Raw genomic sequence first — 25,225 nt, forward strand, 5'->3', positions numbered from 1 at the left:
TGAACGTTGTCTTCAATCACCATCAGTAAGCAGTTTAAGCTCAGATCCGAATGTCGTCCAGATTATCTCTTGGAATTCTATCATTTTTTTCGAGGATAAATGGTTCACATTCCTGTGTAGAGTGAATGCACACGTTTCTTCATAATTGAAGAGAAGAACTAGATGAGTGAGCTAACACCTTTAAGAGATACTGGTCGTCCCAGCCCGCCTTGAGTCGCTTGGCACGAATGCCGCCTTTCGCTGAGTTTTCTTGAGTCAGGAGATTGAGCGCAAGATGGCGGATTACTGCTAAATTTTCACCACTGTAGCCTTGCGTTGGGCGGACTTGGTCCTCTCGGAATGCCACATCTAGAATCCAATGCAGTTGGTTCTCAATACCCCAATGCCCTCGAACAGATTGAGCAAATTGCCGAGCGTCTAGGGGCAAGCTGAGCAGATAGTAGCGTCTTTCATAAGTGGTTTGTTCCCCGACTTGGCGTTGAGACTCGACACAACCAATTGTCTTAAGTTTTGCCCAGTTCTCAGCACTGACAAGATAGCCAGTTTGTCCCATCACCCAGTAGCGTCGAATTTCTGTCCGTCCATGCGCCTGCTCTTGAGTTTCATAGCAGTCATGCTCGATGCCTCGAAAGTGCTGCTGACGGGCATAGTCAAACAGTTGCACCACATCCTTAAACAGGCTGCCTTGATTGCCTTTGAGCGCCAGCACATAGTCTCCTTGCTGTTCAACAATCTGTTGGGCAATTGCGGTTTGGCAGCCCATTGCATCAATGCTGACAATAGCTCCTGCAAGATCTAGTACACCCAACAGTTCTGGAATTGCGGTAATTTCATTCGATTTCTCATTCACTTTGCGTTGCCCCAGTACGGTACGATTTTGTACTGCCCAAGCACTTACCATGTGAATCATGCCTTGCTTGCCCCCTCGCTCATAGCTGCCTCGTAGCGTTTTGCCATCCACGGCAATTAGCTTCCCACCACTGATCTCGAAGGCTGCCTGTACCCAGTTCAAAAAACACTGCTGCAATGCCTCTGGTCGCAATCGAGCAAGGACTCGCTCTATCGTGTCGTGCGATGGGATTCCATTCGGCAATTCTAAAAACGTCTCCAGCAACTCCTGTTTCGCAAGCCCATAGTTCTCGATCTCGACCCAACTTTCCGCACCACAGACTACGGCACAGATTGTGAGCATCACGATGTCTATCAACAAATGCTCAATGCTGTGCTGAACACGCGGATCAGGCAGATCTGCGAAGTGAGTTTTCAGGCTGGTCATCGCTGATTCAGGCATAGCAACCTCAACATAAACTTAAGGCTATCGAATCCTAAGCCTTCCGTTTTATCCCTTCACTCATTGTTAAGATATGTATGCGTTTACCCTGACTGAACCTGAGTTTGACTTGACAGAATGCAGAGGCGCATTCCTTATTCAATTTGCAGAATTTGGGGCTAAGCTTGGTGGTTTTGGGAATTGTGACGATCGCGCTTGCAGCTTGGCGATATAACCAAGTCTTCTGGCAAATTGAGCACGGGCATTATCTCCGGATCGATCGTTGGTCTGCTCATGATCGCGGCAGTAATTCTGCTGAGAGAATTAAGTATTCCACTGTTTGTGTGGCGCGATCAAGAACCGACGCAAACTCCAGCTCCTCAAAAGCAGTTAAACCACCAAACGTTGCAAACCTTGAGCAAAAACAATCCAGTGTGGAGCGGCACATTGAATGGCTCAACGAGCAACTGCAAGAGTTAGAGGCAGAGATTGAACAGCAAGTGCAGCAATCGCACAAGTGGCGGCAGCACCAGAAACTGCTGTTGAGCGTTCCCGGAGTCGGGCGCGTCATGGCAAACTGTGTTGGCACGCGGCAAAGCCAAGAAAGTGGTGTTGGTGGTTTGTATGCGAAAATTGTTGATAATTCTGAATGCGATGCTGAAAGTGGGCAGGGCTTAGAATCCCCAGCAGGTAGGCACAAGCGCCCAAAAAACTGCACCAGTGGCTTGACATTCAAGATAATCGCTAAATCCCCCATTCTGCGGGACTTTGAAACTGGGAGAGCTTTCAATTGGAGGAGCTTTCTCACTCAACTCAGAGGCGCAACCCAATCAATTTTCGATATGATTCCAACATTTATCACATCGAAAGCTCAATTTCTCAGTGGGGACGATTGCTTAACAGCTCTCCTCGATCAATTGGCTCGCCTTCTTCCTCTCAGCGGGATTCAAGTCTCTGAAGCTGAGCGCATCTTCGTTCAAGTACCCGGAGATTGCCATCTCGACCACAGCCCACACCGGGTAATTGATGTCTCGTGCATTCGCTTCTAATGCTTCTCGAACGTGCATCGGCAGCCCTTCCAAAAAGGCTTGGGCAACTTCCGGTGAAAGATGTTCTTCTGTCTTAAGCTGCTGAAGCATTTTACTCTTCCTGCCTAATTTGAGAGTTATACCGTGGTCTGAGCTTTTGGAGGATTAACACCTCTATTTCCAACGATTGTAACCAATCCTCGAACGGAAGGGAAACAAAAGCGATCGACACCTCCTCTGTTTGAATGCCTTCAACCCAAGCCCAGAAAAACGCCTTATGCCCATTCTTCAGACGTTCTCTCAATCCTTTTCCTTTTCCAACATATAGAATTTCTCCAGATCTATGCTTGATCGCATAGATTCCAGGATGGCTGGGCAATCCTTCTAGCTCTTTAGTGATCGGATGACCGCGATCGAAATCGGTTGAGTACAAGACTGCAAGCATTCGGTCCGCTTTTGCTCGAAGCTCATCATTCATAAAACGCTGCTCTTTTTAATTCCGATATCTTTACCCGTTTTGAGGTAAGGTCACGATCGCAGATCGCGCTTTCTGGCGATCGAGCAAATTCTCAACGAGCGTAATTTGTTGCTCCAGCTCCACGATCGCATCTCGACGCGCCAGAGCCTGCTGCCATTCTCGATGTCTTTCGCTGCCGGGTTTACCGAGCGATCGCGCTTTTACCTTCATGTCTCCTGGCTTTTTGACGTTGAGCTTAATGTACTCATAGGTCTTACCACTCTCCTTCGTTTCAACTTGCGGCGAAAGCCAGTAGTATGCAGGTGCAACTTCGCCAGATTTTCGGATCTGCGCGATCGCGTCAAGCAGCCGACGACGTTCCGCTTGGAGATGAGGGCTTACGGAAATATTTTCGATGTGATTCATTTCATTATCATATCGAAAATTGCGATTCCAGGAGCCGATTAAAACGTTTTCGATATGGTAGAACCTTTTATCGCATCGAAAACGTTTCTGACTCACGCTCGTATTCAGCTTTGCGCTTCGACGCAACCGATTCAGAAGTTGCAGGAAGTGGAGTGGTAGCATAGACACAAATACTTTGAGAAAAATTTCTGACGATCGGAGACCGAGCCGTGAAACCGGGCAATTCTCGCAGTCGTGCTACTAAGAGCCGTAAACCGAAACAAGCAATCGCCCCAGACGGGTTGCCTCAGTTGTCGATCGGGCATCCACAGAACCCACAAGAACTCGAATTAAACTCGGCGAGCAGCGCTATCCCTGATATGGCTGACTCTCTAGATGTAAACAGTTCACTGCCTGTCTTACCAAGAGTTGCTCAAGTTCCTCCAACTGCCCAACAAATCAAAGTTACAGCTCAATATCTTAAAACTCGATCGCCGCTACTCGATCTGGTTACAGTTCAACTGACTCAGCGACTTGTCACGATTTATCAGCAGCGAGTTTCTAATTCAACCAGCGGTTCATCTGCGATCGAGACGAATCTACCCTACTTTGAGGTGATTGCAAATGACAGCGTTCCTGCAACGATCAGAACCAATCTTGAAGGTGAAACGCTGCTGAGCCGAGTTAAATCGCTAGTCGAGACGATATTTGAGCAACGCCATCTTTGGGAAGAAGCAGCAAAGGAGATTTGGTCAAATTTAGTTGTCTGGGCGCTCGAAGACCTGAAGCGGGTAGATAGTGGTGAGTCTGCTCCTGAATCGCCAGAAGTGCTACAGCAGAAACTTTCTGATTATCTATTTGGGCAGAATTCGATCTCCGTTCAAAGCAAGATCCATCGGCTTGAAGAATTCTATTCCCAAACGCTGGTCAACCAAATTCAGAGCGATCTAGATTTACCAAACTATCCGTTGGTTGCCCTGGCGCAACTCCTCGGATTGCACAGTGGCGAGATTGAAAAGCCGTCTCCTCCAACCGAAGTTCGGCTATCACAGGTCGATGCGATCGCGGCGATTCCGACAGGTTTACCGATCGTCAGCAGTATCTCAGCCCAGCTTCAAACCGATCTTTGGAAGCCAGATGCCAGCGGCATCGCGCATTTTCGCTATGCGTCAAGAACAAATCAAAGCAATTTTCTCGAACACTACATTACAAGTCCGGGTGACATTGAAGCTTTACCCTGGGAAGCAGCCGAACAAATCATCAACAAGTTTGGCTTCAATACCGTAAAATTGCAATTCATCTTCGCGGCTCACGCTATGCGTCAAGGGAAGCCGTGGGAAAGTACGTTTACCCTAAAAGCCAGTGATATTGTAGCTGAATTGGGTTGGGATAGAAATCATAGTTCGACCTTACCCACGAAGCGAAATGAAGTTGCCAGCATTGCTTATGCCTTATCTTGCTTGCTCGTTAAAGCCGTCTGGATTGAAGGACGAGGCAACAAAAAACTAGATGCAAGTACTCCGGTTGGCAGGATGTGGGAAGTTCTGATCGATGTACATGGACAGTTTGACTTAACCACTGGCAAAATCGAGCAGCCCAATGAGGTTTACATCACAGTACGTCCGGGCTTGTGGACAGCACATTTCCTGAATCAAGCTGGAAGTAAAGCAAAGGAAGCGTTGTACCAGTTCGGCTATCTTGCGCTGAACATTCTCAAACTTGATCCCTATCACGATGAGTTAACGCTACGTTTAGCAATTCATTTGACGTTAGATGTTCGGATTCGAGCCAGAGATCGCAACCCATATGAATATAAAGTCCGATCGCTGCTTGAAGCCGTTCTCACCGAAAGTGCAGTTCGAGAAGCCCGACAAAGTAGCGAAAAATCACGATCGCTGTTCGATCGCTGGAATCACGCACTCAAACTTCTCCTGAATCTAGGCTGGCATCCAGAAGACTACTCACCAGAATCAAGTGGACAACCAGACACAACCCCCATGTTCTACGTGAAACCCTTTCCAGAATGGTTGAATCCAGATCAAAAGCGACGTAAACCAAAGGGCTGGGTTGAATTATGGTTAGAGCAGAAACTGGTGATTAAGCCACCGAATCCGATTCCTCAACGCATGGAAGCACTGACTCAATCAAAGCAGCCTCGACAGAAGCAGTTAGGCGGCAATTCTGCGACGGAAAAACTGACCGGCTCTGAAGTGAAAACAGCTCGCAAAGCCAGAAAGTGGACTCAGGCAAAGCTAGCGGGAACGATCGATGTGGATCAAAGTCTGATCGCTAAAATCGAGTCGAGTAAGCGTCCGATCACACCTGAGCTTGAAACTGCCCTCCGGCGCGTATTGGAGTTATGACTAATTGCCAGATTTTTACGCTCAATTGATTGTCATAAATCGAGCTTGTCATAAAAATTTTAACGGTCAAAATCGAGCTTAAACTCGCATCACACGGGCATTTGATGCTTATGACAAACGACTCCAAATCCTCCCAATTTAGCTCCGTATTCTCCCATGATCTACCCCAAATCCTCCCATAATCTTTTTTCGGACTCTTGATGCTATAAGGCTTTCGGGGCTTTTATGACATCTGATCAGTCTGATCAAGACTGATCCGCACTAAAACGCCGAAAAATTGGATCTGTCATAATTCCGCGCAGTCGTTCTGCTTGCCTTGCAGGTTTCAGTATCATTCTGCGTCAGTCCTGTGTTATCAACTTCTTCACCTATCTTTCAATCAATTCAAGAGTCGGAAGATCTGTTTCTGCGATTATTCCCACATCGCTATGACTACATTTGGGCAACTTATTCAGAGCCGTCACACACTCCAAATTGGCAGACACAAAGCCGTCACCCCTTGAGCGATCGCCAAATTGCTCAAGGGTCTTACCTCTACGGTGTGCGCTTCGGGACAAAAACTCAATATGCGATGCTCGACATCGATGCAGGCAGCTCTTATCACCCGAAACGAGATCCGTTTGCGATCGCTCGCATGATCAGCGCTTTAGAACCACTGGGGCTGGTCAGTTATCTTGTTTGTACTTCGAGCTACAGTGGTGGACTACATATCTATCTTCCATTCGAGGAGCCACAAAGCTCTTGGCAGTGCGCGATCGCGATCTCCGTTTTGCTTGAAAGTGCAGGGTTCATCGTGAAACTGGGACAACTTGAAATCTTTCCAAATCCTAAACTCTATCGGAACGATGGCAGTTTCAGTTTATTCAACGCTCATCGGCTGCCCCTGCAAATCGGCTCCTACTTGTTAAATTCAGACTTTCAACCGATTTGGAGCGATCGCACCACATTTGTACAGCATTGGAACTTTGCTCGATCGCGCAACACAATCAACTCCGGCGCAATTAAGCGTGTCCTAAAGCAGTTCCGTCGCCAGCAATTTCGCATTTCTGGCAAGGCAGATAAGTATCTGAATGACTTGAATGCAGAAATTGAACTTGGCTGGACAGGACATGGACAAACCAATCGACTTTTGGGGCGGATTGCCATGCGATCGTATGTGTTTCATCATGTCATTGCAGGGGGCAAGCCGTTGAGCGGACAAGCCCTGATCGATGAAATTGTGCGAGTCGCACGATCGCTGCCGGGATACGAAGAATGGTGTCGGCATCAGCATGAGATTGAGCATCGAGCTGCAGAATGGGCGCGGTGTGTCGAAGCTAGTTACTACTTTCATTATGGCGATGCGAATGGAAAATACAAAGCTCAGATCAAAAACCACGATCGTCACATCAGTGAATTACCAGACTGGAATCAACAGCAATCGGAATCTGCACGATCAAAGATTCGGAACGCGATCGCAGATTTGTTGAACAAAGAATCTCTACCCAGTAAAGCAACTGAACGATTTAAGAAACTGCTGCAATACCACATTGGAGGCGGATCGCTTTATCGACATAAAGATCTCTGGCATCCACAGTTCTTAAGTCTGGAAACTGAAGAATCGAGCATCAATCAATCAGAGGATTGTGTTGAAACTACGAGCATTAGCCCTCCAAGCTTATTACCTGGTAATGGCGGTAATTCTTCGGACGAAGCACCTTACGCGATAGCTGCGCCACACGGAAACGTGCTCGATGCAATCAGTCCTGTTCTTCCACCCAGATCGATTGTTGCTGAAGCTTGGCATGATGTGATCCAAGGCGCAGTACAACACGCTGATTCAGCAGCAATGCCAACTTCTCATCAGGTTGAACGTATGCACAGCTATCTATTATCTAGTGATCCAATTTTGATAGCAGAAGCAATCTCCTGGCTGCAAGCTCTTCAAGACTACAGCGCATCAGGGCGGAAGATGGAATCCACTAGCTCCTCGATCGATTCCAGGTCTGAAGAGTTTTGTAGCTCAGACTCAAACCATGTCACTTCGTCTGGGTCTGTTCCCGGTAATTGATAAACCAGCAATACGCCAGTCACTCGCGCTACGGTCAGAGGATCAGGAGAAAGATGGCTGAGCAATCCTTGCGCTTTTTGATAAAGCTGTTGAATTGCGGCTACATCCTGCGGGTGTTCAAGCTCGATGCCTCTGGCACACGGGACGTGCTCGACATCTGCTGTAGACTTTCCTGAACAGCTTGGACGAGTTCTGCATCTTCGGCACTGTCGAATGAATCAGACATAAGGCTTAGCGTAATAACAGCGGTTAAGGTCTCAACTATCTTAATGGTTCGCCGTCATTCTTTTGACTATCCTAGTACTACAATCAAACCAATCTAGTTCTGAACAAGCCGCTATGTCTTACGCAGTGTTAAGCGATGAAACGAAAAAGCATCTCGAACAAGAGCGAGTGCGCCTGATGAACGATCGAGAAACGATCGTGTCAGGAATCGCATCTTCCGTGAGTGCTGAAGTCGATCAAGCCATTCAAACCCTGAATGCCCTGCTTAAGGAAGCACCAAAAGTCGAAGTCGTCCCCGCAAAGGACATCGTTGAATCTGTGACGAAACTATTGGATCAGGCGGCAACTGAAACGCCGACCCAACCTTCTCGCAGAACAAGTACGAAGAAAGCTAAGACCGAAGCAAAAGAGAAGTCAAGCCAACCCCAAGCATTTGATGCCAAGCAACTGAAGCGCAAGTTTAAGGGTATCAGTCTTAGTGATGCGGTCGTTCAAGTCATGCAGCAAGACCCAGCACGAATTTATACAACCGATGACTTGATTGCAGCCCTCTATGACAAGTTCGATGAAGCCGACCTGCCGCGAGCGAGAAAAACCTTGGGAGCGACGTTAATGCACGCCATTCGAGCAGGCAAAGCCGAGAAGGTTCAGGACAAGCCGCCACACTACAAGCTGAGCACTCCTGCTACAGTTTAAGGGAGGTGCATGATGCCCTCGATTCCGGGTGCGCTCGATCCCTTAACCATTAAAATCACGCAACTCCCCGACGCGCTTGTGGTTGAGAACGACTGGCGCAGTTTTACGATCGATACCGGCAGTGCGATTATCAGCGTGAGTGTACGACCGAGGATCTGGAACAACCTCGTCGAGGGGACTAAGCAGTATCGAAATTGGACGGCGATCATCACGGGGAGAATGGGGGAACTGACCGACGTGGGGTTTGTGCTAGAACAGCCAGGAATTCAAATCTTTGATACACCGTTAGGAGAGATTGATTGAGCCGCTTGTCCACGTGACGCGAAGCGTCTAGGCAGCGTTTTCCTGGATGTACGATCGATTCACAGATGCAGCAGAATTATCAAAGTTACCGCTGCTGTAGTTGCTCCTTGGTCTTAGGTAATATAGTTTTATTGCCCTTTTCACGCATCCTAATGAAGTCTCCTCAGTTGCCCCCGCCTGTTGCGTACTGTTTAACTCATACCGGAATCACAATAAAAGATCCAGAATATGGTTGGATGACGGCTTGTGAGAGCCAGGAGCTAGGTTATTTATATCTGATAGAAAATCAATTCGATGCTCCCCAGCCGAATGCCATTGCTCATTTTGTTCTGCCCGCAATTGCCCTTCGAGAACGCATCGCGCAGATTATTGAGCAGGGAGGCGAAATTTATCTCGGCTGAAGTGCTGTTCCTTAAGCAAAAAAACCGTTCCGATCGTTGGAACGGCACTCGACATTGGTATGGGGTTTGTATTTTCTTCTAGCTTAGATTGTAGTCCCTGCCCCGAAGACTAGATCGCTAGTAAGCCTGGTCTTTGAGGGAAGCTTGAGATATCTCAAACGTAGCGGCATTGATGCGATACTTCTGGCACAGCGAACCCTACGGGAAGCGAGGCTACCGCTGCTCGCACTCTTTCGCGATCAAGTAGCTCTAACGATTCTCATAGGAAGCAGAACGGGGCTTTGTCGGCGTTGCGCGTTGAGGACGCAGCGAGTGAGACCGAGGCTTAGACTGGGGCTGTGTCAGTTCTGACGAGAGCGGAGGCGGTAAAGTCGCTTCTACTAAATAAATGCGGCTCCCAGTCAAGACGTTGTAAAACAATCCTACCGTACATTGCCAGCCCTGATGTTCGAGTTCAGCTACACGCAGATCACGCTTTTGCTGTGCCTGTTGAGCATCGTCCCAGTCCTGTTCGAGAAAGACTTCGCAAAGAAAATCCATATAGCTTAAGCGAGTAGGAGGTTGAGTGGTGAATCAGCATCGATCGTGTCCTGCTCAACAGCTTCCCCGAATACTCATTCATCACTCATGATTGAGCTAGAGTTATAGACTCATGCCAGATTGATAACCGCGATCAATGCCATTCACATAACTTTGGCGAATTCGTGCTTGATAGGCTGCGGTTCGCGCTCCGATCTGTGGATCTAACCGATAATCTGCCAGAATTTGAGCGTCTGCAACTCGTTCACGCATCGCAGCATTCGCGCTTTCGTAGTTCAAACGCTGAATCTGCTGAAGCAGATCACGCTCCAGGTCGCTCATCTGTGACGCGAACTGATCCATCAGTTGTTGGTACTCTGCGGAAAACTCGTTGTTCCCGTACATCAGCCTTGCCTCGCTTCTTCAGCAGAAAAATGGTCTTCTTCCCTCAAGGCTAGCACTTTTGTACAAAAACACCAAAACATTCTAAGATTAAATCCATCTTCAGATTTGCAGTAAAGATAGCAGGAAAAATTTGTACAAATTCCTCCTGCGTTTGCGTCTCGAAGCGATTGAATACAGGGAGCGCTAAGCGCATCACAGACCGATGAAAGAGAATTCATGAACTGTGCTCCGAGATCGCTGCACTTGCAGTTGTTCGATGCAACTTTTGCAACAGTTTATCAACTGTTGCGAATCGCTCAACATCTTTCTTCATGACTTTAGATCGGAGTGTTTCTCCATCCACTCGAACAATGTCACCCCGACCTTCTTTAATGTCTGTAATGGTCAGTTGGTTGCCAGAGCGCTGAATCCGATAGTTATCTTTTTGGAACTCGTCTTTGCCAATCTGGTCAAGAAATCGGTGTGCTTGATCGACCAACGTTTTGACTTGCTGCCACTTCTGTTGGTCACGCTGCATTTGGCTTAAATCTTCTGTGGTTGCCTGACCAGTGCCTGTTTTCACCGCAATCCCGACTTCTTTAATTTTCTGCAAATGCTCAGGTGGACGACCAATTTCGAGGGCTTGTCTCCACCACTGCCGCATCTGCTCTAGCGTCGGCGATGAATCATGTGCTTGTAGCATTGGTGCCAGTTGATTTGCTGCCTCTGGATTAATTGCGCTGATGGTCTCGATCGCAACTTGACTTGCAAGAACTGTCTGAGTGGCAGGAGATAACGTTGATTGAACTTTAGGCTCGGTAACATCAGGCAACGTGATTTGCCGATCAATTTCTACAGTGTTTTGTGTTGCCGAATGCAGTTCTTCAGAACTTCTTCCAGTTCCTTGAGGACCCGTTTCCTCAGTCGGGTTTGTGCCTTCTTTGAGATTCGCAGGCGAAAGAACAGACGATTGTATCTCAGAATTCTGCGCGAGTGTAGTTTCTTCATTGACGGGAGTTGGAAGTGTGGCTGGGTCGTCCCAATCGGTGAATTGGTCAGTCATTGCCCATTGGTCTAACGACAGTAGGGTTAATTGCTGCTCGTCGGGCTGCGCTGCTTCGCTAGAATTCTCTACAGACGTAAATAGTGTGGTTTGTGGCTCTAGATCTGATGCAGTAGATAGCGAAGCGGATTGCATGAATTCAACTAGACGATCGGGCGCGAGAATCGAGAGAATCGCTAATCGACGAAACTCAACCGTTAAATCAACGCGATCGCGCTCTGGATAAATCGATTGAAACCGATCAATCAAAGCCTCACGCGCCTGATCTGACGCAAGTACAGATTCAAGTTCAATTTCAGGCTGACCATTAAGCCATCGCTCAAGGTTAGATTGAATGCGATCGCGCTCTTGGTCAAGTTGATGGAGAAACTGAGTGTGTCGGTCTTCGATCACAAACTGAGCGAAAGCGCTGAGATTACTCAGATTCTTGTCCATCTCGCTCCACTCGTCAACGCTGACATAGCCGATGTAAACTTCACTCGGATACTCATGCCAATTTGCCGTCGAACCAATGACCTCAACTTGCAAGAAGTCGTCGTTGCGGGGCGTAACGGTTGCTGTTAATACTCCCCACGTTGTTTCAATCGTTGCATAACCTGGAGTGAGAGTTTGGTGCTCTAACGGTATTTCATGGGCATGAGAATGCTGTTGCGCCCAAGCCTGTGATAGTTCAGATAATGCAGGTACAGTTGGAATTCCACCGAGTTCAGCAAATACGCGATCAGCATCGATGTTGCGAGTGGGAGCGAGATTTCGGAATTGGTCAAACGCGGCAGTGGCAATCGCGATCGTGCGATCGATCTGCTCGCGCTGCTGTCCGCCCACTGCCTCGAATTCATAGCGACCGTTGGCGTTTATCTGTTGGTCATTCTGTTGTGCTGCGTCAATGCGTGTGACGATCTCAGCGAGCTGATTGAGATGATGGCGGATTTGATCGATCGCAGCCGCAGGTACTTTATCGCATTCTCGTTGTGGAGTCGATTGAACAACAGTGGCTCGATGTTCTTGAAGTTTCGCTTCAGCGTTCTCAATTGACTTTGACGTTGCTTCAACGAAGTAAATTGAAGCGACGCGCTGATCGGCGGTATCGCAAATGTTGATGTAGGGATAAACTTCGCCTTCGGTTTTTGCCCAGTTCGATCGATGAAATCGGTACTCAGAATAGCGTGCTTGCAAATCCTGTAACAGTGGTTCAATCGCATTGATTTTTGCTTCAACATACGATCGACGAATTTCAGAAGCCTCTTGAACTAAGAGCGAAGCCAAAGTGCTTCCATCAACATGAGCATTTTCGCCTGTCGTCAGATTGCGAAGAACCTGTTGCCCTTGCTTTGTTGCAACCACTTCTTTGAGTGCTTGTAGTGAAACTTTGACCGCTTTGTGATCGAGGGTATCTGGCAGGATTAAAGTCTGCCTGATGCGAGCTTGAATCTGAGCGAAGCGCTCGATCGCGTTTTTTTCTCCACGACCATACGTTTTGGTATTCGCCTGAACAAACGCCTCCCATTCTTGCTGCTCGGCGCTAGGTGTAGATACGTTGAGTGACGACTGTGAAAATTGCGTTGCTCGACAGTCATCATCAAGCAACGCTGTGACCGCAGCTTCGATTTGTTGAGCAGGCAGCGTAGTAGACACAATGCGGCTTAAATTGTCTCTCAGTTCTGCACGAGAATACTGATGTTGTTGAGCGAATGTTTCTGCGATCGCTGCAATTTCTTCCCGATTGAAAACAACAATGCCGCCTTCATATCTGAGCGTGGGCTGATCCACGCTCAGTAAGGGCATCTCCTCCGGAGCTAGAAGCACGATCGGGAATATGTCGCGATCGTGCTTCCCGTGAACAACGACCACTTCTTGTTGAAATTGCAACTGCTCAACCACTTGATCGAGTCTTGACTTTGGGAATCGGCTAAACGGAACTTCTAGATCTTCAATCTCCATTGTTCGTATCTGTCCGCCTGTCAGTCGAGCTACAGATGTTGCAATCTCACCGAAACACTCGTGGCAGCCGAGTGCTGGATTTTGAATGAGTACGATCGCATCCGGAGTGGCAATCTTCTCCTCAAGATAGTGATTGAGCGGAAACGGCAATATCTCGATTTTCCGCAGTGCCTCAAGGATGTTGTCTTCGAGCACGATCGAGGTTACTTCTGCGACCGGATCTGTGACAGTCGCATCTTGTTTCACGCCAGTCGAGTAGCCTAGATTGCGGAGCTTTTCAATAAACTCAGCCAGTTGATGAGGCGTGGGATTGTTATCTTTATCGGTCAACCTGCCGATCGTCACCCGTTCGCGAGTTTCCTTGCTAAACGCATCAATTACAATCCCAACGGTGCTGAGGCGTTGCTCGAAGCGCAGTGCTGGAAACTCTGCTCTAAGCGCTGGAAATGGTTCAGTAGCACGCAGTATTTCATGACGTTCGATTTGCTGCTGTGCGTTAGCATAAGCCACATTTCCAAACTGCGAAACATTGACATGAGCGGCAAGCGCTCCATCAGGATCATATACAAACAGCGTAATGTCAGAATAGCGATCAAGTCTGCTGTGGTTCTGATCAAAGGTATAGCTAGGATAACGATTCTGAAGTTCAGCTAATGTGGTTACTGGCTGAACGCGCTCGGAAATCGTATTATTTGTATCTGCACTTTTGGTCACAGGGGTTGAGGTCGTGATTCCGATACTGTCTTGCCACGCCTCACGTAGCTGTTGTCGAACTGCTGCTTGTTCCGTTGGAAGCAGTAGATGGCGATGGTAGCGCTGATTCTGATCGGGATTCTCCCTGAGCCAATCACTCAGGATCTGATCAAATCGCTGCTCAAGAACGGCTTGCGCGGTTTCTAAGTCTGGTGCTCCTGCTAAAACGCTTGACTGCATACCAAGCACAGGGTCATTCAACATAAACTCACGCAGTCGATCAAACGACTGTGAAAACACTTGGTCTCGATCGGCAGTATAGATGAGCCGTGCTACTTGACGAGCGATGTCAGACCCTCTAATCCCTTGTGCCGTTGCCCACGGCTTAGGCGGAGACCAGTCCAAAGTTTCAATCAATCGTTCGATGCGGTCTAGAATCGGCTCAACCTCCGGGCTATAAGGTAATGCTGCCGGATTAAAATCTAGGAACGCATCTTTATCGGCAACGCTTTTAACTACGTCTGCACAGTCTTCGCGCCATGCTGCTGCAAGCTGCTGCTCAAGCTCGGTTAACTCTTCTGTCAATGGCAGTACAGCGTTACTGTCGTCTCCTGCAAGAAAACGATAAAGTCGATCTAATGCGACTTGCTGAGGGGTTTGCTCAAACGCTATGACTGGCACTCGCTGATGTGCTTTGGCAGCAATCTCTCTCTCGCCCGCGCTTGCCGTTTCAGCCGACTGAATCACTGCTTCGCTGACGATCGATAGCTCGTTGAGGCGATTCGCCCCTAAAACAGCACTGTTATCGACCAGTTCCTCGATCGTCATTGATCGCGCATTTGGTTCACCTGGCAGAAATACGACAAAATCTTCGCTTTCGATTTCGGCTCGCAGTCGTCTGAGATGGGTTTGATCAAAAACAGTCGCGATCGGCTGGTTGTCCATATCTTCAACGGAAAATACTGGACGCGCAAGCGATTCTGAAATATCAATCACACTGATAAAGTCGTAAAATCGCCTGCTACCTGGAACAAGCAGCCGTCCTGACTCGAAAACATAGTCAAGACCATCGATTTCGACTTGTCGGGACAGCACAGTATTTATGTCACGTCCCAGCAGACTGAGGATTGAATTTGCGAGCCGCAGTGCAATTGCTTCTGGGCGCGATCGCTCATAAGCGGCTTGAGTAGCTTCGACAAAACCACCGTCGTACAATGCCCGAATCAGGGACATTGCAAATGCACGATCCGGGCTTCGCACCACTTGACCTGTGGGAAGTGGCGATGCGACTTCAACAAAGCGGAGGTGTCCTGTCGGTTCAATTTGGAACACCGCTTCGCTATCTAAGATAAAATCACCATCAATCTCTCGACAGCGTGTGAACGACAAGCGATTTTCCTGACATTGAATTGCTAGAGGTTGATAAGTTTCGTGATCCACACCAAGCTTAAACTGATCGCCCTCTAAAATTGCTTCTGCAATTCCAGAGTCGTATAAAAATCTTGCAGCTTGTTTCTCTAATAGCGACAGTTGCTCGCGGGGAATCTGAAGTGATTCTGGCGGCTCGATCGCTGTACTTTCTGAAACAGTTGGAACCGGAAGATCGATCGGAGTGGGATTGTTCGGTTGGCTTCTTGACGAACGGTGTGGAGAACTTGTCGCAGCCTCATTTTCCTCTCCTGGATTGCTTTCTAGATTGTCCAACTGCTCTGATTCTTGCTCAGGTGCTGCTATATCCGATGGCACGATTTCAGACTCAATGTTTGCAGATCTAGTTGCTTGAGGTCGTTCACTGCTGCGAGTAACTTGAGGTGCGGCAATCGTTCCATTGCGTTCTAGCGCTTGTGCCAAAACCGCTCTTAATTGTGCCCACTCTCGATACACGGGTGGATTTTGGGCAGCGGGTAAGGGTAGCGCGGATTTTCCTCGCCCCTCGATAACCACGACATCAACGGGAAATGAAGTGCCTTGCTTGCCGTAGAGATCTCCTGAAACGGTAAAGTGCTGCGTGACGTTGTAGTTGTTGTACAGCGTAAAAAAGAAGGCTCGCTTGTCACTGCCGTTGTAAGCTTTGGAAGGATTCCTACCAACTTTTTGATCCATTGGCGCACCGAGGACTAGCACGGCTCGACCCCGATCGTTCATTGCGCTTAAAGCTTTAAACGCGATCGCGTGATCCATTTGAGTGGTCGGATAAGCACGAGTTCCTGGTGCTGGGTTATTGCCTAAATCAACCTCCCACTGTTTCGGGCTTCCCATGTGATCATCGGATTTGCCGAACGGAGGATTTGCGACTACTACGTCTACCTGAGTCGGTAATCTAAATTCGGTCGCATCACGCTCGGTGACTTCGTACCCTTGACTTCGTAGCCGTTCTGCGCGGCTTGAATCAATTTCATTTGCCAACACTTGCGTCGATCGCGTCGTTGCCGTCAGCAATGCACCGTTTCCGGCTGTCGGCTCCCAAACTGTTCGAGCCATCTGAATTTGTGCTAATTCCTGCACCAGTAACCCCAATGGAACCGGAGTACTGTACTGCTGCAACAAAATACTATCACTGGTACGAGCAGTGAGGTTCGGTTGGCGATTATAGAGTTCAACTAAAGCGTCAAAAGCAGCCAGGGGATTCGCACGATGAGATCCGGCAATCTGCTTCGCTTGCTGCACGATGCCGCTCTCGATACATTCTTCGATCGTGCGATCGAGAAAATTCGTGCTGCGTCCTAACTGCTCTAGTTGTTCAATGCCAAACTGCCGAGCCTGCCGGATATCTTGAAACTGACCGCCGTTCGCGAAATACTGTTGATAAGCGTCGATGAGTACGTCAATGTCGGACCGCTCATCGCCGATCTCGTCGATCGACTCTGCAATGAGGGTCGAGTTTTTCAGACGATGCTGTTCGATTTCAGCGCGAATTTGCTCAACTGGAATTTGAAATTCAGCCATGCCTAAGTCATCGTTGCTAATGGCTGCAAATGTTTTTAACTCCTGTCCGGTTACTTCGCGAGCGCGTTCCTTGAACGCGGTCTGAGTCACTTGTAGCGGTGTGCCTGTCTGGGATAGAAGCTTGACAAAAGCTTCTAAATTTTCATCAGGAACAAAGGCTTTCATTTTGTCGGAGTGCTTTGCAAATCCTGGTTTGCCCTCGCGGTTCAGTGTACATTTCAGTAGCTCGACATCGGTATAGTAGTGTCCACCGCCGCGACGAGACGCGCTAACTGCGACTTCCACTCCGGCTCTGCGCGTGTTATCGTCCATGATCCGGCTGGTTTTTTGCAGCGTTAAGTTGTCCGGGGTTCGTAACACCGCTCCTTCACTGATGAGTTGTCGAGCTTGAGCAAAATTGCCGACCACGATCGGGGCTGAGGCAAGCTCTTTTTCAACGTTTGATTCTCTTGGTAGCAGAATGCCTTGACGAACGACACCCTGAGCCGTAGTAAAGCTAACGTACTTCCCCCCGTTTTTGGCGTTGAGCAAATTGCCCGTTAGCATTTCGCGCAGTTCATGCGTCTCAGATTGTGCTCGATCAAATAGCGCTGGCACAGGCAATAGTTCAATATCTCCGGTGTTTGGATCGGTTCTTAAGCCAAAATCCATTGCTTGCAGCGTGATACGTCCAGACGGGGGCAGCACGTCGCCAATCATGAGAGTAAGTTCACGACTGCTATCGACAACCGCGATCGTCAGCTTCCAAGCGCTCCCCGCAACCGGAGATCTCACTCCTTCGTTGCGCTGACAATCGAGCATAATTCCGAGCATTGCTCCGTTCGATGTCCGAATTGAAACTGATTGTCCTGGCGGGTAATCCGAGAGCAGTGCTCTAACCGATTGCCAGCGGGTCTCAATATCTTGTTTGCGCGATCTCAGCGTTGCTTGCTCCTGTTCGATTTTTTCTAGCTTCTTCAGTTTCGACTCAACTTTTTTTAATTCAGATTGTTTCTGTTTAATCTCCTGTTTTACTGCCTTGTCTACTAGCTCGTCTGTTTGTCCAGAAAGCGCTTTAATATCTGAATCCAACTGTGTGCGCTCTCGAAGCAGTCCTGCTTTGGGCAACAGCCGTTCAGCAAGCTGATCGAGTTTTTGCTCGTAGTTTTGTATCTGCTGAGTAACTCGCTCGTCAGCGTCGTCGAGGCGAACCGTAATTTGCTCAAGTGCAGCTTCGCGCAGGGCTGATCCAGCGGCAAAATCGTCGGACTGTGTGGGCGCGTCGTCGAGGTTTAACCGATCGTGAATCTCAGCACGAATCTGCTCGCTAGAATATGGCTTTCGCAGGGCTTTAATTAACACTCGCTCGACGGTCACGGGTCCACCAAACAGGGGTGAAGTTGATTGGGCTTCGATGAGTTCCATTCTTGCCTGGGTTTGTGCTTCGAGATCTAGCGTCTTTTGTTCGAGCGGAGATTCGCCGAGCGCTTCTTGCTGAGTAATGTAGGCATTGAATCGCTCGGTTAAGGTTGCGAACAATCGTGCTTGTGTTTCGAGCGGCAGAAAAATGGCACGCCCAGTCACTTTTTTCGCGGCACCATCATTCGATTCAGAATTGACTAGCGGATAATCGAGCGCTTCATTCAATTCATCGTCATCTTTGACCAGTTGAGCCGCAACCGTGTCGCCTGCTGAGTTCGAGAAGCTCGGACCGTCGAACGACTGAGCTGACTGTCGATTTCCAGTCGTATTTGCGTTGAGCGAATCCATCTTGCGATTCAGTTCAGACACAATGCGCTGAACATAAGGAATGCCGTCTGCAACCACCAGTTCACATCGTGGCAGCCCGAACGCACCGGGAATTCCGTAGCGCTCTGTGACCTGTCCCCAAGTCGGTCGTCCATCAACGATTTGATCGGGCGGATGCTTTACTGGGTTAAGCTGTCCGGTACGATTCGCTCGCCCTAAAAGCTGCACAAATTTATTCACATCCGGGTGCGCTTGTCCGACAATCAAAACGCGCTGTCGCTGATCTTGAAACGTTCGACTCGCGTGAGCGCTCCATCCGGTTGTAATATTTGTAATGAGTGCGTCAGACGTACCATTGTTGAAAGCGGCTTTCGTATCGGTGCGAACTTGTACATCGCGTGCGTCCACTGTTTTCAGACGAGGGCTGCCGCTGCTGTAGTCCAAGCCTAAACTTCGCCCAGACATCTCAGCAATCGAGTAGCCGCGTTGGGTGATGCGGTGCAAAATATCATCGATCGGCGAAATTGGAATGCCTGACCAATCGAGTGCTTCGACTCGCCGCTGAATTTGATTCACGATTTCGATCGCGCCAATCCCTAATTCATCGTCGGTCATGCGGTAGCGACTTTTCTCACCGTAAGCATCTCCAATTGTCACCCAGCGACACTTTTCAAGCTGCCATAGTAGTAAGTCCCCGAAATGAAGATCGATCTCCGGGTTGGAGGCAATCCAGGCTTGATACTCGCGCTTTGTTGCAGCGGTAATGGCTGGGTAATATTGGCTCTGAAAAATTTCTTCCCAAATCTCCGGAGCAACATCGGGATGCTCGATGCGAATGCGATCGAAATGTTGCTCTCGGTAGTCTGCTTTGATTGCTTCAAAAATTTCACCGTATTGAACGTCGAGATAAAACTCTAGTGCCGACTGCATCGTGTTGTAGAAGCCAATAATTGGTTTGCGCCCGGATTCGATTTCGGAGATCGCTTTATTGGCAATGCCTTCGCTCGACAGCGCAAATAGGAGTTGTTGAGCAAAGTTGTAGGCAGTGCTAGTAAAGAGTGTGCTGGTCACTGAAGCTTCGCCAGCGCTTGGATCAGTAGTTTTGACTCGTTCAGCACGAACATAAGCTGCTTCTTCGAGGATTTGAACGGCGAGCCGCTTGGCGCGATCGAACTCGACAATCAGCCGCATCACCTCGATCGACTGCTGAAACTTGTCGAGATTCACTGTGACAAGCGTATTGGCAATCTCCACACCCTCCATGCTTTTTTCCAACCGAACGAGTTCACCCGCCATTGCAAGCTTAGAAGTAAAATCTTGCTGAGCAGGCGTACCTTGCCGAACGAGCGTTGCAGCTAGCGCTTCATCGGATAAGCCTGTTTGCTGAATTTCACTCTTCGGATAAAGCAACCGCGCTAAAACATAGGGATCTTTGAATGCCGTAGCAGATAGCAATGCGTAGTTGCGACTGCTTGGTAAAACCACTTCGGTTAGAAATCCTGATGTCGTGCGAAAGTCAGCGCCCACAGTTTTTTGCCGTTTTTCGCTTGCGTTTAAATCGGGTTTAGGTCCCGACGCACCGCCGCCCAAGTCACACTCATCGAGAATGAATGTTGCAGCAGGGGCGATCGCTTCGATAAACTGACGGCGAATTGAGCCTTTTTCCTTTAGCTGATCGTAGGTTGTAAATACTACGTTGTAGTCGCCAATCTTTCCAGTTTTATGAAATTGATCGATCAATCGCTGCATTTCTCGCGATCGCTCAGTTGAACTGCCTGTGCGAATAAACCCCAGCGTTTGACCATCTGGTGCTTTTAGCTCTAAATCTAAGCCTGCATTTGTAAAGAAAGGACGAATGCGATCTTTGATTCCCGTATCTACCATATCGCGCCCTAGCATATCTACGTATAGCTCTGGCTTAGCAGTGAGAAAAACCGCAATTTGCTGATTCTGGTTTGCTGTCTGTGCGGTCTCAAGGATGTGAGAGATCGCTTGCTCTTTTTCTGATTCAGAGAGCTGCGATACGTCAGGCAGTGCAATCGGTGCGATCACACTTTGAATTAATCCACAAACAATCCGTCCTTTGCCTGTGCCTGTATCGTTACCGATGAGCGTAACCTTGCCACGCTCTAGATTGAGGTAGGTAATTGCTAAGGTGTCAATCTGCTCAGCAGCATATCGCTTGTATAAAGTTTCGCGATCGATTCCTAGCCTGATTGCAACATAGGTATCCACATCTAACCCAGTGACTTGCTCCACACGATCAAGGCTCAGTGCTAGCGCCGTGGTCATATTGGTAGGTGTAACCGTGTCGATACCTGTTCCTTCGCTGCGTGGAGCATATTGAGATTGTAGGGCGACCATAATGAAGCAACCTAAACGAAGAACGAGCTAGCTCACAGCAGCTAGCTTCTAAACGAGTGAATTGTTAAGGAATGGCTTCGAGAAGCCAACCGTCAAAAGTAATTTCAGACCGAATGCAGTCTGCGAAATCTCGACTTTCCGTAGCTGTAAGCGTTGTAACGGGGAACAGCAGATTGTGCGGAAAAAGATGGGTTCTATAATCTGTTTGGATTGTCTTCACAATCGCGGTTGCAATTTCGCGATTGCTCATGCTTGAATCGAGTTGTTCAATGCCTAATCGAGACTCAATGAGTTGCAGTGTTGCTTGCTTAACGGCTTTGCGATCGCGAGGATCAACACCCATCTCATCCCCATATTGCTCAATCCAATCTTGAAGATGCCATTCAACTCGTCGCACTAAGAGTAAACAGTAGTCATCTTCAAACTCAATCTTAACGGTGCGGGGGGGTGCTAACACTAAGTTCCAATGAAAGCCTCGGCTCCGCTCGCTCCAAGTTGGACACCAAGCTGTCCCAAAATTGAGAAATGACTCATACGGAGACTGTTCAAAAGCAATGTCGTTCATTGGAATTCACCCAACCTCAACTTGTTGTCGTTGTCGTGTAGATTGAGAAGACTGCCGTTGAGGATTGTGTTGTGGAGTAATATCTAGCCGCTCAAAATCATGCTGCGAAAGAGCAGAGTGAACAATTTGCCCTTTCCGAACCGTGAGCAGAATTCGAGATTGATCAAGTTCAGGGCGTGGATGCTGGGCTGTAACGGTAAGAGTATCGTCGTTACGTTCGATCCGGTAGTAGTTGCCGTCAAAAACCGAGTTTGCCTGCAACTGCAAGCTTCGTTCTGCGATCGCCGCGAATTTCAAGCTGTTGACATAATGAAGCCGTTCGGCTACATCACCGCCTCGCACGACTTCAAGCGGCTGTACTGCCTTGAGCGTTGAAATCAGCTCCGAATTGATTCTTCCTGCTGCTACTTCAGTCACATGGATTGCTTGAGACGCTGCATCAATGCGAAAGCGTAAGATTAGTTCACCTTCAGGATTGTTAACTCGAAAATCATTGTTTCCGGTATGAGTTACCGCAAATCCATTGTGGCGATAGCGATCTTCTCCAGTGCGAACATACCCGCGAACAAACAACTGATGGGCTGCTTGGGCTGCCCGATAGTTCTGTGCGTCCTGCCAGCGAGTCGCGAACCAGTTTTTTCCAGCTTGGAGCCATGTTTGTACTGTTTTAAGCGGTGCGATTTGCGATTGAATCGATTGAACTTGCGTTTGAAGCGACTGAACAAACGACTGGACAAATCGCTTGGGACTATTTTCGGGCATTCGCTCCAGTTCAGCTTGTGTGACTTCTAATGCTGGCACGTTTACGCCAAGTGGCTCTTTGGGTACAGGCTCCTGCTTGATTCGAGTTTCCAGTTGAAACACGCCTGCTGCGTCACGGGTCCATCCTTGAATTTCTTGTGCGGCTTGAGGTGTGTCTGGTTCAGAAAGAATCTGAGCACCAATCGCTTCAACAAGCACTCTGTCACCGTATTTGATCGTTAAGCGATCAGTCTCCCCCTCTGGTGACAGTGAAATAGTATAGCCTGCAACCTCAAACCGATGAAGTTTTGAGGGTTGCTCGTTTAAGGGATTAACAAGAGTTTTGGCTGATTCAACGACTTCAGAAATCGTGGGTTCAGATCTAGGATGCGATGCTTGCACCGTGCTCTGCGATCTCTGATCGAGAATGGCATCGATGTCCGCCGCTAAACTTTCTTTCGCAAGGTTGATCGATTGAAGATCATCTGCAATCTGACAAATTTGATCAGTTGAAAGTGGAATCCCATGTTCGTTTTGATTCGTGGCTAAGTAATCATTTAATCGATCGAGTTCTACATCTGCGCCTGCTGTGATTTCTGAGACGATCTCCTGTAGTTCCTGAGCATCTACAGCACGATCTTGATGCTCTAGCTCACTCAGTCGAACTCGTGTATCTCGCAAGATGGAAATCGTGTGTCTTGTTCCTTCGGTTTGCTTAGTGCTTAGTGTTTTTTGTTCGAGTTCAGTAATGGCTCTGATTGCCCAATTATGATCCGATGGTGCAGATCGATCAACTTCAAGAATCGAAGAAATGGACTGCTGCAATCCAGTTTGGTTAATCAATACCTCTTCACCGCCACTTAGACTCCACTGAGTTTCTAGTAGCAGTACATCACCGCGAAAAATCTGATAGTCTGGGCGAAGTGTTCCAACCGACCTCGCAGGGGTTGCACTCACGTCTTGCTGTAGAAGCGATAAAAGCTGCTTTGCATAATATGAGTCAATGTGATTTGTCTCGCCGCCGGACCCGTACACAACCTCTCCAACTTTGCGAATTTCAATTTCATTCGCTAGCACTTGCGGATCAGTGTTCATTGCCAGTGCGATTTGGTTAATCACCCGGCTTGCTTGAAATTCAGGTGTTGAAGGAGAAAGTGTAGTCATCCATTGCTGGATGGCAGGCTCGAACTCACGCTCAGGCTGATAAAGTAGATTAACTGAGGTAGCACCACTCTTTTCCTCGCGCAGCAGAACTTCATCGCCAAGCTTGATGAGAATTGATGGGTTTCCTGGATGATTGACTACATTAGTATCGGGCGAATTGTTGAATGCGGCAAGAATAATGTTTGCAATCGTGTCATCGATCAAACTATGCGATCCAGTGCGATCGCCCCGAACTGTATTACCATACACGACTCTTCCTCGACTTCCATATTCGATTCTGAGATTGCTGAGGTCGTCGCGGCTTACACCACGGCGTTTAGCGACTTCATCAAGCACACGATCAGTTGCAGGTTGATTCGGATTGCCAGTCGCTAATTTGTCTTCAAACGTACTCATCGAAACCTCCAAAATGCTATCCTTGAACGACTGCCTGCTCTAGCTGTTCGGCAAACGTTGCCATTGCTCCGATTCGATTCACGATTGCTTCGCCCGATACCAGAAACAGTGCGGTTTGATCGTCAAATTGAATCTCCGTAAATCGAGGGTGGTAGGCATTCGGACAATTTCGGATCAGCGTGAATTGTCCATCTTCCCACCGAATAAACGGCATATCTTCGTACAAAATTGTGACTGATTTGGGGACATAAGCAGGCGGAAACGGTGGCTTTTGTCGAGCCTGATTGAGATCCCAAACCAGTTCGGTATAAGGTTCAAGAACGCTCATCGCAGATTGAGAGATACTTGGCAACTTAAGCGATTCACAATCGCGATCGTCTAAGGATTGCTCGATCACTTCAGGAGCGGAGTGCTGCCGAACCTGCTGCATAATTTGTTGCCACAACGAATCAGACATCTTAACTTCTCCTGACTGCTCAAAATCCAGCGATCGCGACGTGTGATAAAGAGTTAACCGAGATATTTTGAGTTGCGTCCCATACAAACACGATCGGCTCGTCGCGTGCATCGGTTTGAATTGTGATGTTATAAGGTTGATAGGTAGGATTTAGCTTACGCTCATCCTCTACCACTCCATCAACAATCCGGTAAACTTCAACTCCGTCAAAGCGAATGGACAATGTGCGAATCAAGCTGACTTGGTGAAGGACGAGAGCTTGATCAGTAGCATCATATGCAGGCAACGAACAATTGTTCATATTGTCGATTCACATAGAATGTGTAGATGATTTTTGTACAAATTCGTCAACACGAATGTTCATATTATCGATGATGCTGATTGCAACGCGACAGCGCCCTGTCTAACGATTTATGTTTTTATACTTGTTATTGTTCCACTTCTGTACAGAATCACATCGACATTTCTCCAATTCGAGGACATGATGGAAAGGTCAATCGTCCCCATCTTGCCATGCGTTCACTTTTGCTCTACTTGCTTCTGAAGGACTCCGCGCCACGATCGTCTCTTTCTCTCGTTGGCGTACTTAGCATCGTTCTGCTGGGGCTTGCATGGCTCCCATTCGCGCTGATTGTAGCAGGAGTTCAAGAGCTATCAGAAGTCAGTCGAATGGATGAACTTAAAGACATGAATACGCCCGAAGCTCAGATGCAGCGAGCTGACTATTTTTACTACAAAGGAGGATGGCTGCGAGGTCTCAATTCCAGAGCTGCTGACGACAAGGCACTATCGAGCTACGAAGCGGTCATCGCTCGTTTTCCACACTATGTAGACCTCGACAAAGCTTATCTTATCTGGGGAATTGTATCAACGTCGCGGAGACTATCAGCAGGCATTAGCGCGGCACTCAGTTGGACTACAAATCACGCAGCGAAGAGACTACATTCCGAAACTATTGCTAAGAGGAAAACTTGTCGATGACTGCTGCATCGGAAATAACTGTCAAGATTCGCGCCGATTTCTGGCGTGCTTCAACAGCGCTTCGGAAACAGCACTTGATGTGAAC

Annotated in this window: 18 protein-coding genes; 7 read left to right on the forward strand and 11 right to left on the reverse strand. The window is 48.3% G+C overall.

The features are described from left to right. Positions 1 to 139: 139 nt before the first annotated feature. Positions 140 to 1,291 carry an ISAs1 family transposase gene (locus ACQ4M5_RS06865; RefSeq protein WP_430674845.1) on the reverse strand — a complete coding sequence of 384 codons (1,152 nt, stop codon included), beginning with the start codon at positions 1,289 to 1,291 and terminating at the stop codon, positions 140 to 142. Positions 1,292 to 1,458: 167 nt separating this feature from the next. Here ACQ4M5_RS06865 and ACQ4M5_RS06870 point away from each other — a divergent pair, with 167 nt between their 5' ends. After that, positions 1,459 to 2,319: a hypothetical protein gene (locus tag ACQ4M5_RS06870; protein ID WP_430674846.1), complete on the forward strand. Its 861-nt coding sequence runs from the start codon at positions 1,459 to 1,461 to the stop codon at positions 2,317 to 2,319. Between the two features lie 91 nt (positions 2,320 to 2,410). Here ACQ4M5_RS06870 and ACQ4M5_RS06875 read toward each other — a convergent pair whose 3' ends face one another. Then, positions 2,411 to 2,776 carry a GIY-YIG nuclease family protein gene (locus ACQ4M5_RS06875; protein ID WP_017291907.1) on the reverse strand — a complete coding sequence of 122 codons (366 nt, stop codon included), beginning with the start codon at positions 2,774 to 2,776 and terminating at the stop codon, positions 2,411 to 2,413. A 30-nt stretch (positions 2,777 to 2,806) separates the two neighbouring features. Beyond that, positions 2,807 to 3,181, reverse strand: a complete 375-nt coding sequence (locus ACQ4M5_RS06880) for a hypothetical protein (protein ID WP_430674847.1) — start codon at positions 3,179 to 3,181, stop codon at positions 2,807 to 2,809. Positions 3,182 to 3,390: 209 nt separating this feature from the next. Here ACQ4M5_RS06880 and ACQ4M5_RS06885 point away from each other — a divergent pair, with 209 nt between their 5' ends. Further along, positions 3,391 to 5,523, forward strand: a complete 2,133-nt coding sequence (locus ACQ4M5_RS06885) for a helix-turn-helix domain-containing protein (protein WP_430674848.1) — start codon at positions 3,391 to 3,393, stop codon at positions 5,521 to 5,523. 349 nt (positions 5,524 to 5,872) lie between these two features. Then, on the forward strand, positions 5,873 to 7,573 hold the full coding sequence (locus ACQ4M5_RS06890; protein ID WP_430674849.1) for a hypothetical protein: 1,701 nt from the start codon (positions 5,873 to 5,875) through the stop codon (positions 7,571 to 7,573). Between the two features lie 100 nt (positions 7,574 to 7,673). Here ACQ4M5_RS06890 and ACQ4M5_RS06895 read toward each other — a convergent pair whose 3' ends face one another. Further along, entirely contained in the window at positions 7,674 to 7,799 is a 126-nt protein-coding gene (locus ACQ4M5_RS06895) for a hypothetical protein (protein WP_263970855.1), read from the reverse strand. Positions 7,800 to 7,912: 113 nt separating this feature from the next. Between ACQ4M5_RS06895 and ACQ4M5_RS06900 the strand changes: the two genes are divergently transcribed. The 3 genes from ACQ4M5_RS06900 (at position 7,913) to ACQ4M5_RS06910 (ending at position 9,198) form a co-directional block, all read left to right on the forward strand. Continuing rightward, the gene (locus ACQ4M5_RS06900; protein WP_017291911.1) at positions 7,913 to 8,494 is read left to right on the forward strand and encodes a hypothetical protein; all 582 of its coding nucleotides are present in this window, start codon (positions 7,913 to 7,915) and stop codon (positions 8,492 to 8,494) included. Between the two features lie 12 nt (positions 8,495 to 8,506). Further along, entirely contained in the window at positions 8,507 to 8,797 is a 291-nt protein-coding gene (locus ACQ4M5_RS06905; protein WP_036047167.1) for a hypothetical protein, read from the forward strand. Between the two features lie 152 nt (positions 8,798 to 8,949). Further along, positions 8,950 to 9,198 (forward strand): hypothetical protein, encoded by a 249-nt coding sequence (locus ACQ4M5_RS06910; protein ID WP_144056453.1) that lies wholly within the window; start codon positions 8,950 to 8,952, stop codon positions 9,196 to 9,198. Between the two features lie 249 nt (positions 9,199 to 9,447). Here ACQ4M5_RS06910 and ACQ4M5_RS06915 read toward each other — a convergent pair whose 3' ends face one another. The 7 genes from ACQ4M5_RS06915 to ACQ4M5_RS06945 form a co-directional block, all read right to left on the reverse strand. Then, complete coding sequence (locus tag ACQ4M5_RS06915; RefSeq protein ID WP_017291914.1) at positions 9,448 to 9,738, reverse strand: hypothetical protein; 291 nt, start codon at positions 9,736 to 9,738, stop codon at positions 9,448 to 9,450. A gap of 102 nt (positions 9,739 to 9,840) precedes the next feature. Continuing rightward, positions 9,841 to 10,122: a hypothetical protein gene (locus ACQ4M5_RS06920; RefSeq protein ID WP_017291915.1), complete on the reverse strand. Its 282-nt coding sequence runs from the start codon at positions 10,120 to 10,122 to the stop codon at positions 9,841 to 9,843. A 214-nt stretch (positions 10,123 to 10,336) separates the two neighbouring features. Then, positions 10,337 to 20,836, reverse strand: coding sequence for a hypothetical protein (locus ACQ4M5_RS06925; RefSeq protein ID WP_430674850.1), 10,500 nt, complete (start codon positions 20,834 to 20,836; stop codon positions 10,337 to 10,339). Between the two features lie 64 nt (positions 20,837 to 20,900). Then, a complete protein-coding gene (locus tag ACQ4M5_RS06930; protein WP_430674851.1) occupies positions 20,901 to 21,401 on the reverse strand; it encodes a hypothetical protein in 501 nt (166 codons plus the stop codon). Between the two features lie 6 nt (positions 21,402 to 21,407). Next, positions 21,408 to 23,702, reverse strand: coding sequence for a hypothetical protein (locus ACQ4M5_RS06935; RefSeq protein WP_017291919.1), 2,295 nt, complete (start codon positions 23,700 to 23,702; stop codon positions 21,408 to 21,410). Positions 23,703 to 23,718: 16 nt separating this feature from the next. Further along, complete coding sequence (locus ACQ4M5_RS06940) at positions 23,719 to 24,159, reverse strand: hypothetical protein (protein ID WP_430674852.1); 441 nt, start codon at positions 24,157 to 24,159, stop codon at positions 23,719 to 23,721. A gap of 19 nt (positions 24,160 to 24,178) precedes the next feature. Next, positions 24,179 to 24,460 (reverse strand): hypothetical protein, encoded by a 282-nt coding sequence (locus ACQ4M5_RS06945; RefSeq protein WP_430674853.1) that lies wholly within the window; start codon positions 24,458 to 24,460, stop codon positions 24,179 to 24,181. Positions 24,461 to 24,672: 212 nt separating this feature from the next. Here ACQ4M5_RS06945 and ACQ4M5_RS06950 point away from each other — a divergent pair, with 212 nt between their 5' ends. Further along, positions 24,673 to 25,140, forward strand: coding sequence for a hypothetical protein (locus ACQ4M5_RS06950; RefSeq protein WP_430674854.1), 468 nt, complete (start codon positions 24,673 to 24,675; stop codon positions 25,138 to 25,140). Positions 25,141 to 25,225: the final 85 nt, after the last annotated feature.

Origin of the sequence: Leptolyngbya sp. AN10 (genome assembly GCF_050565645.1) — a bacterium.
Taxonomy (GTDB): domain Bacteria; phylum Cyanobacteriota; class Cyanobacteriia; order Leptolyngbyales; family Leptolyngbyaceae; genus Leptolyngbya.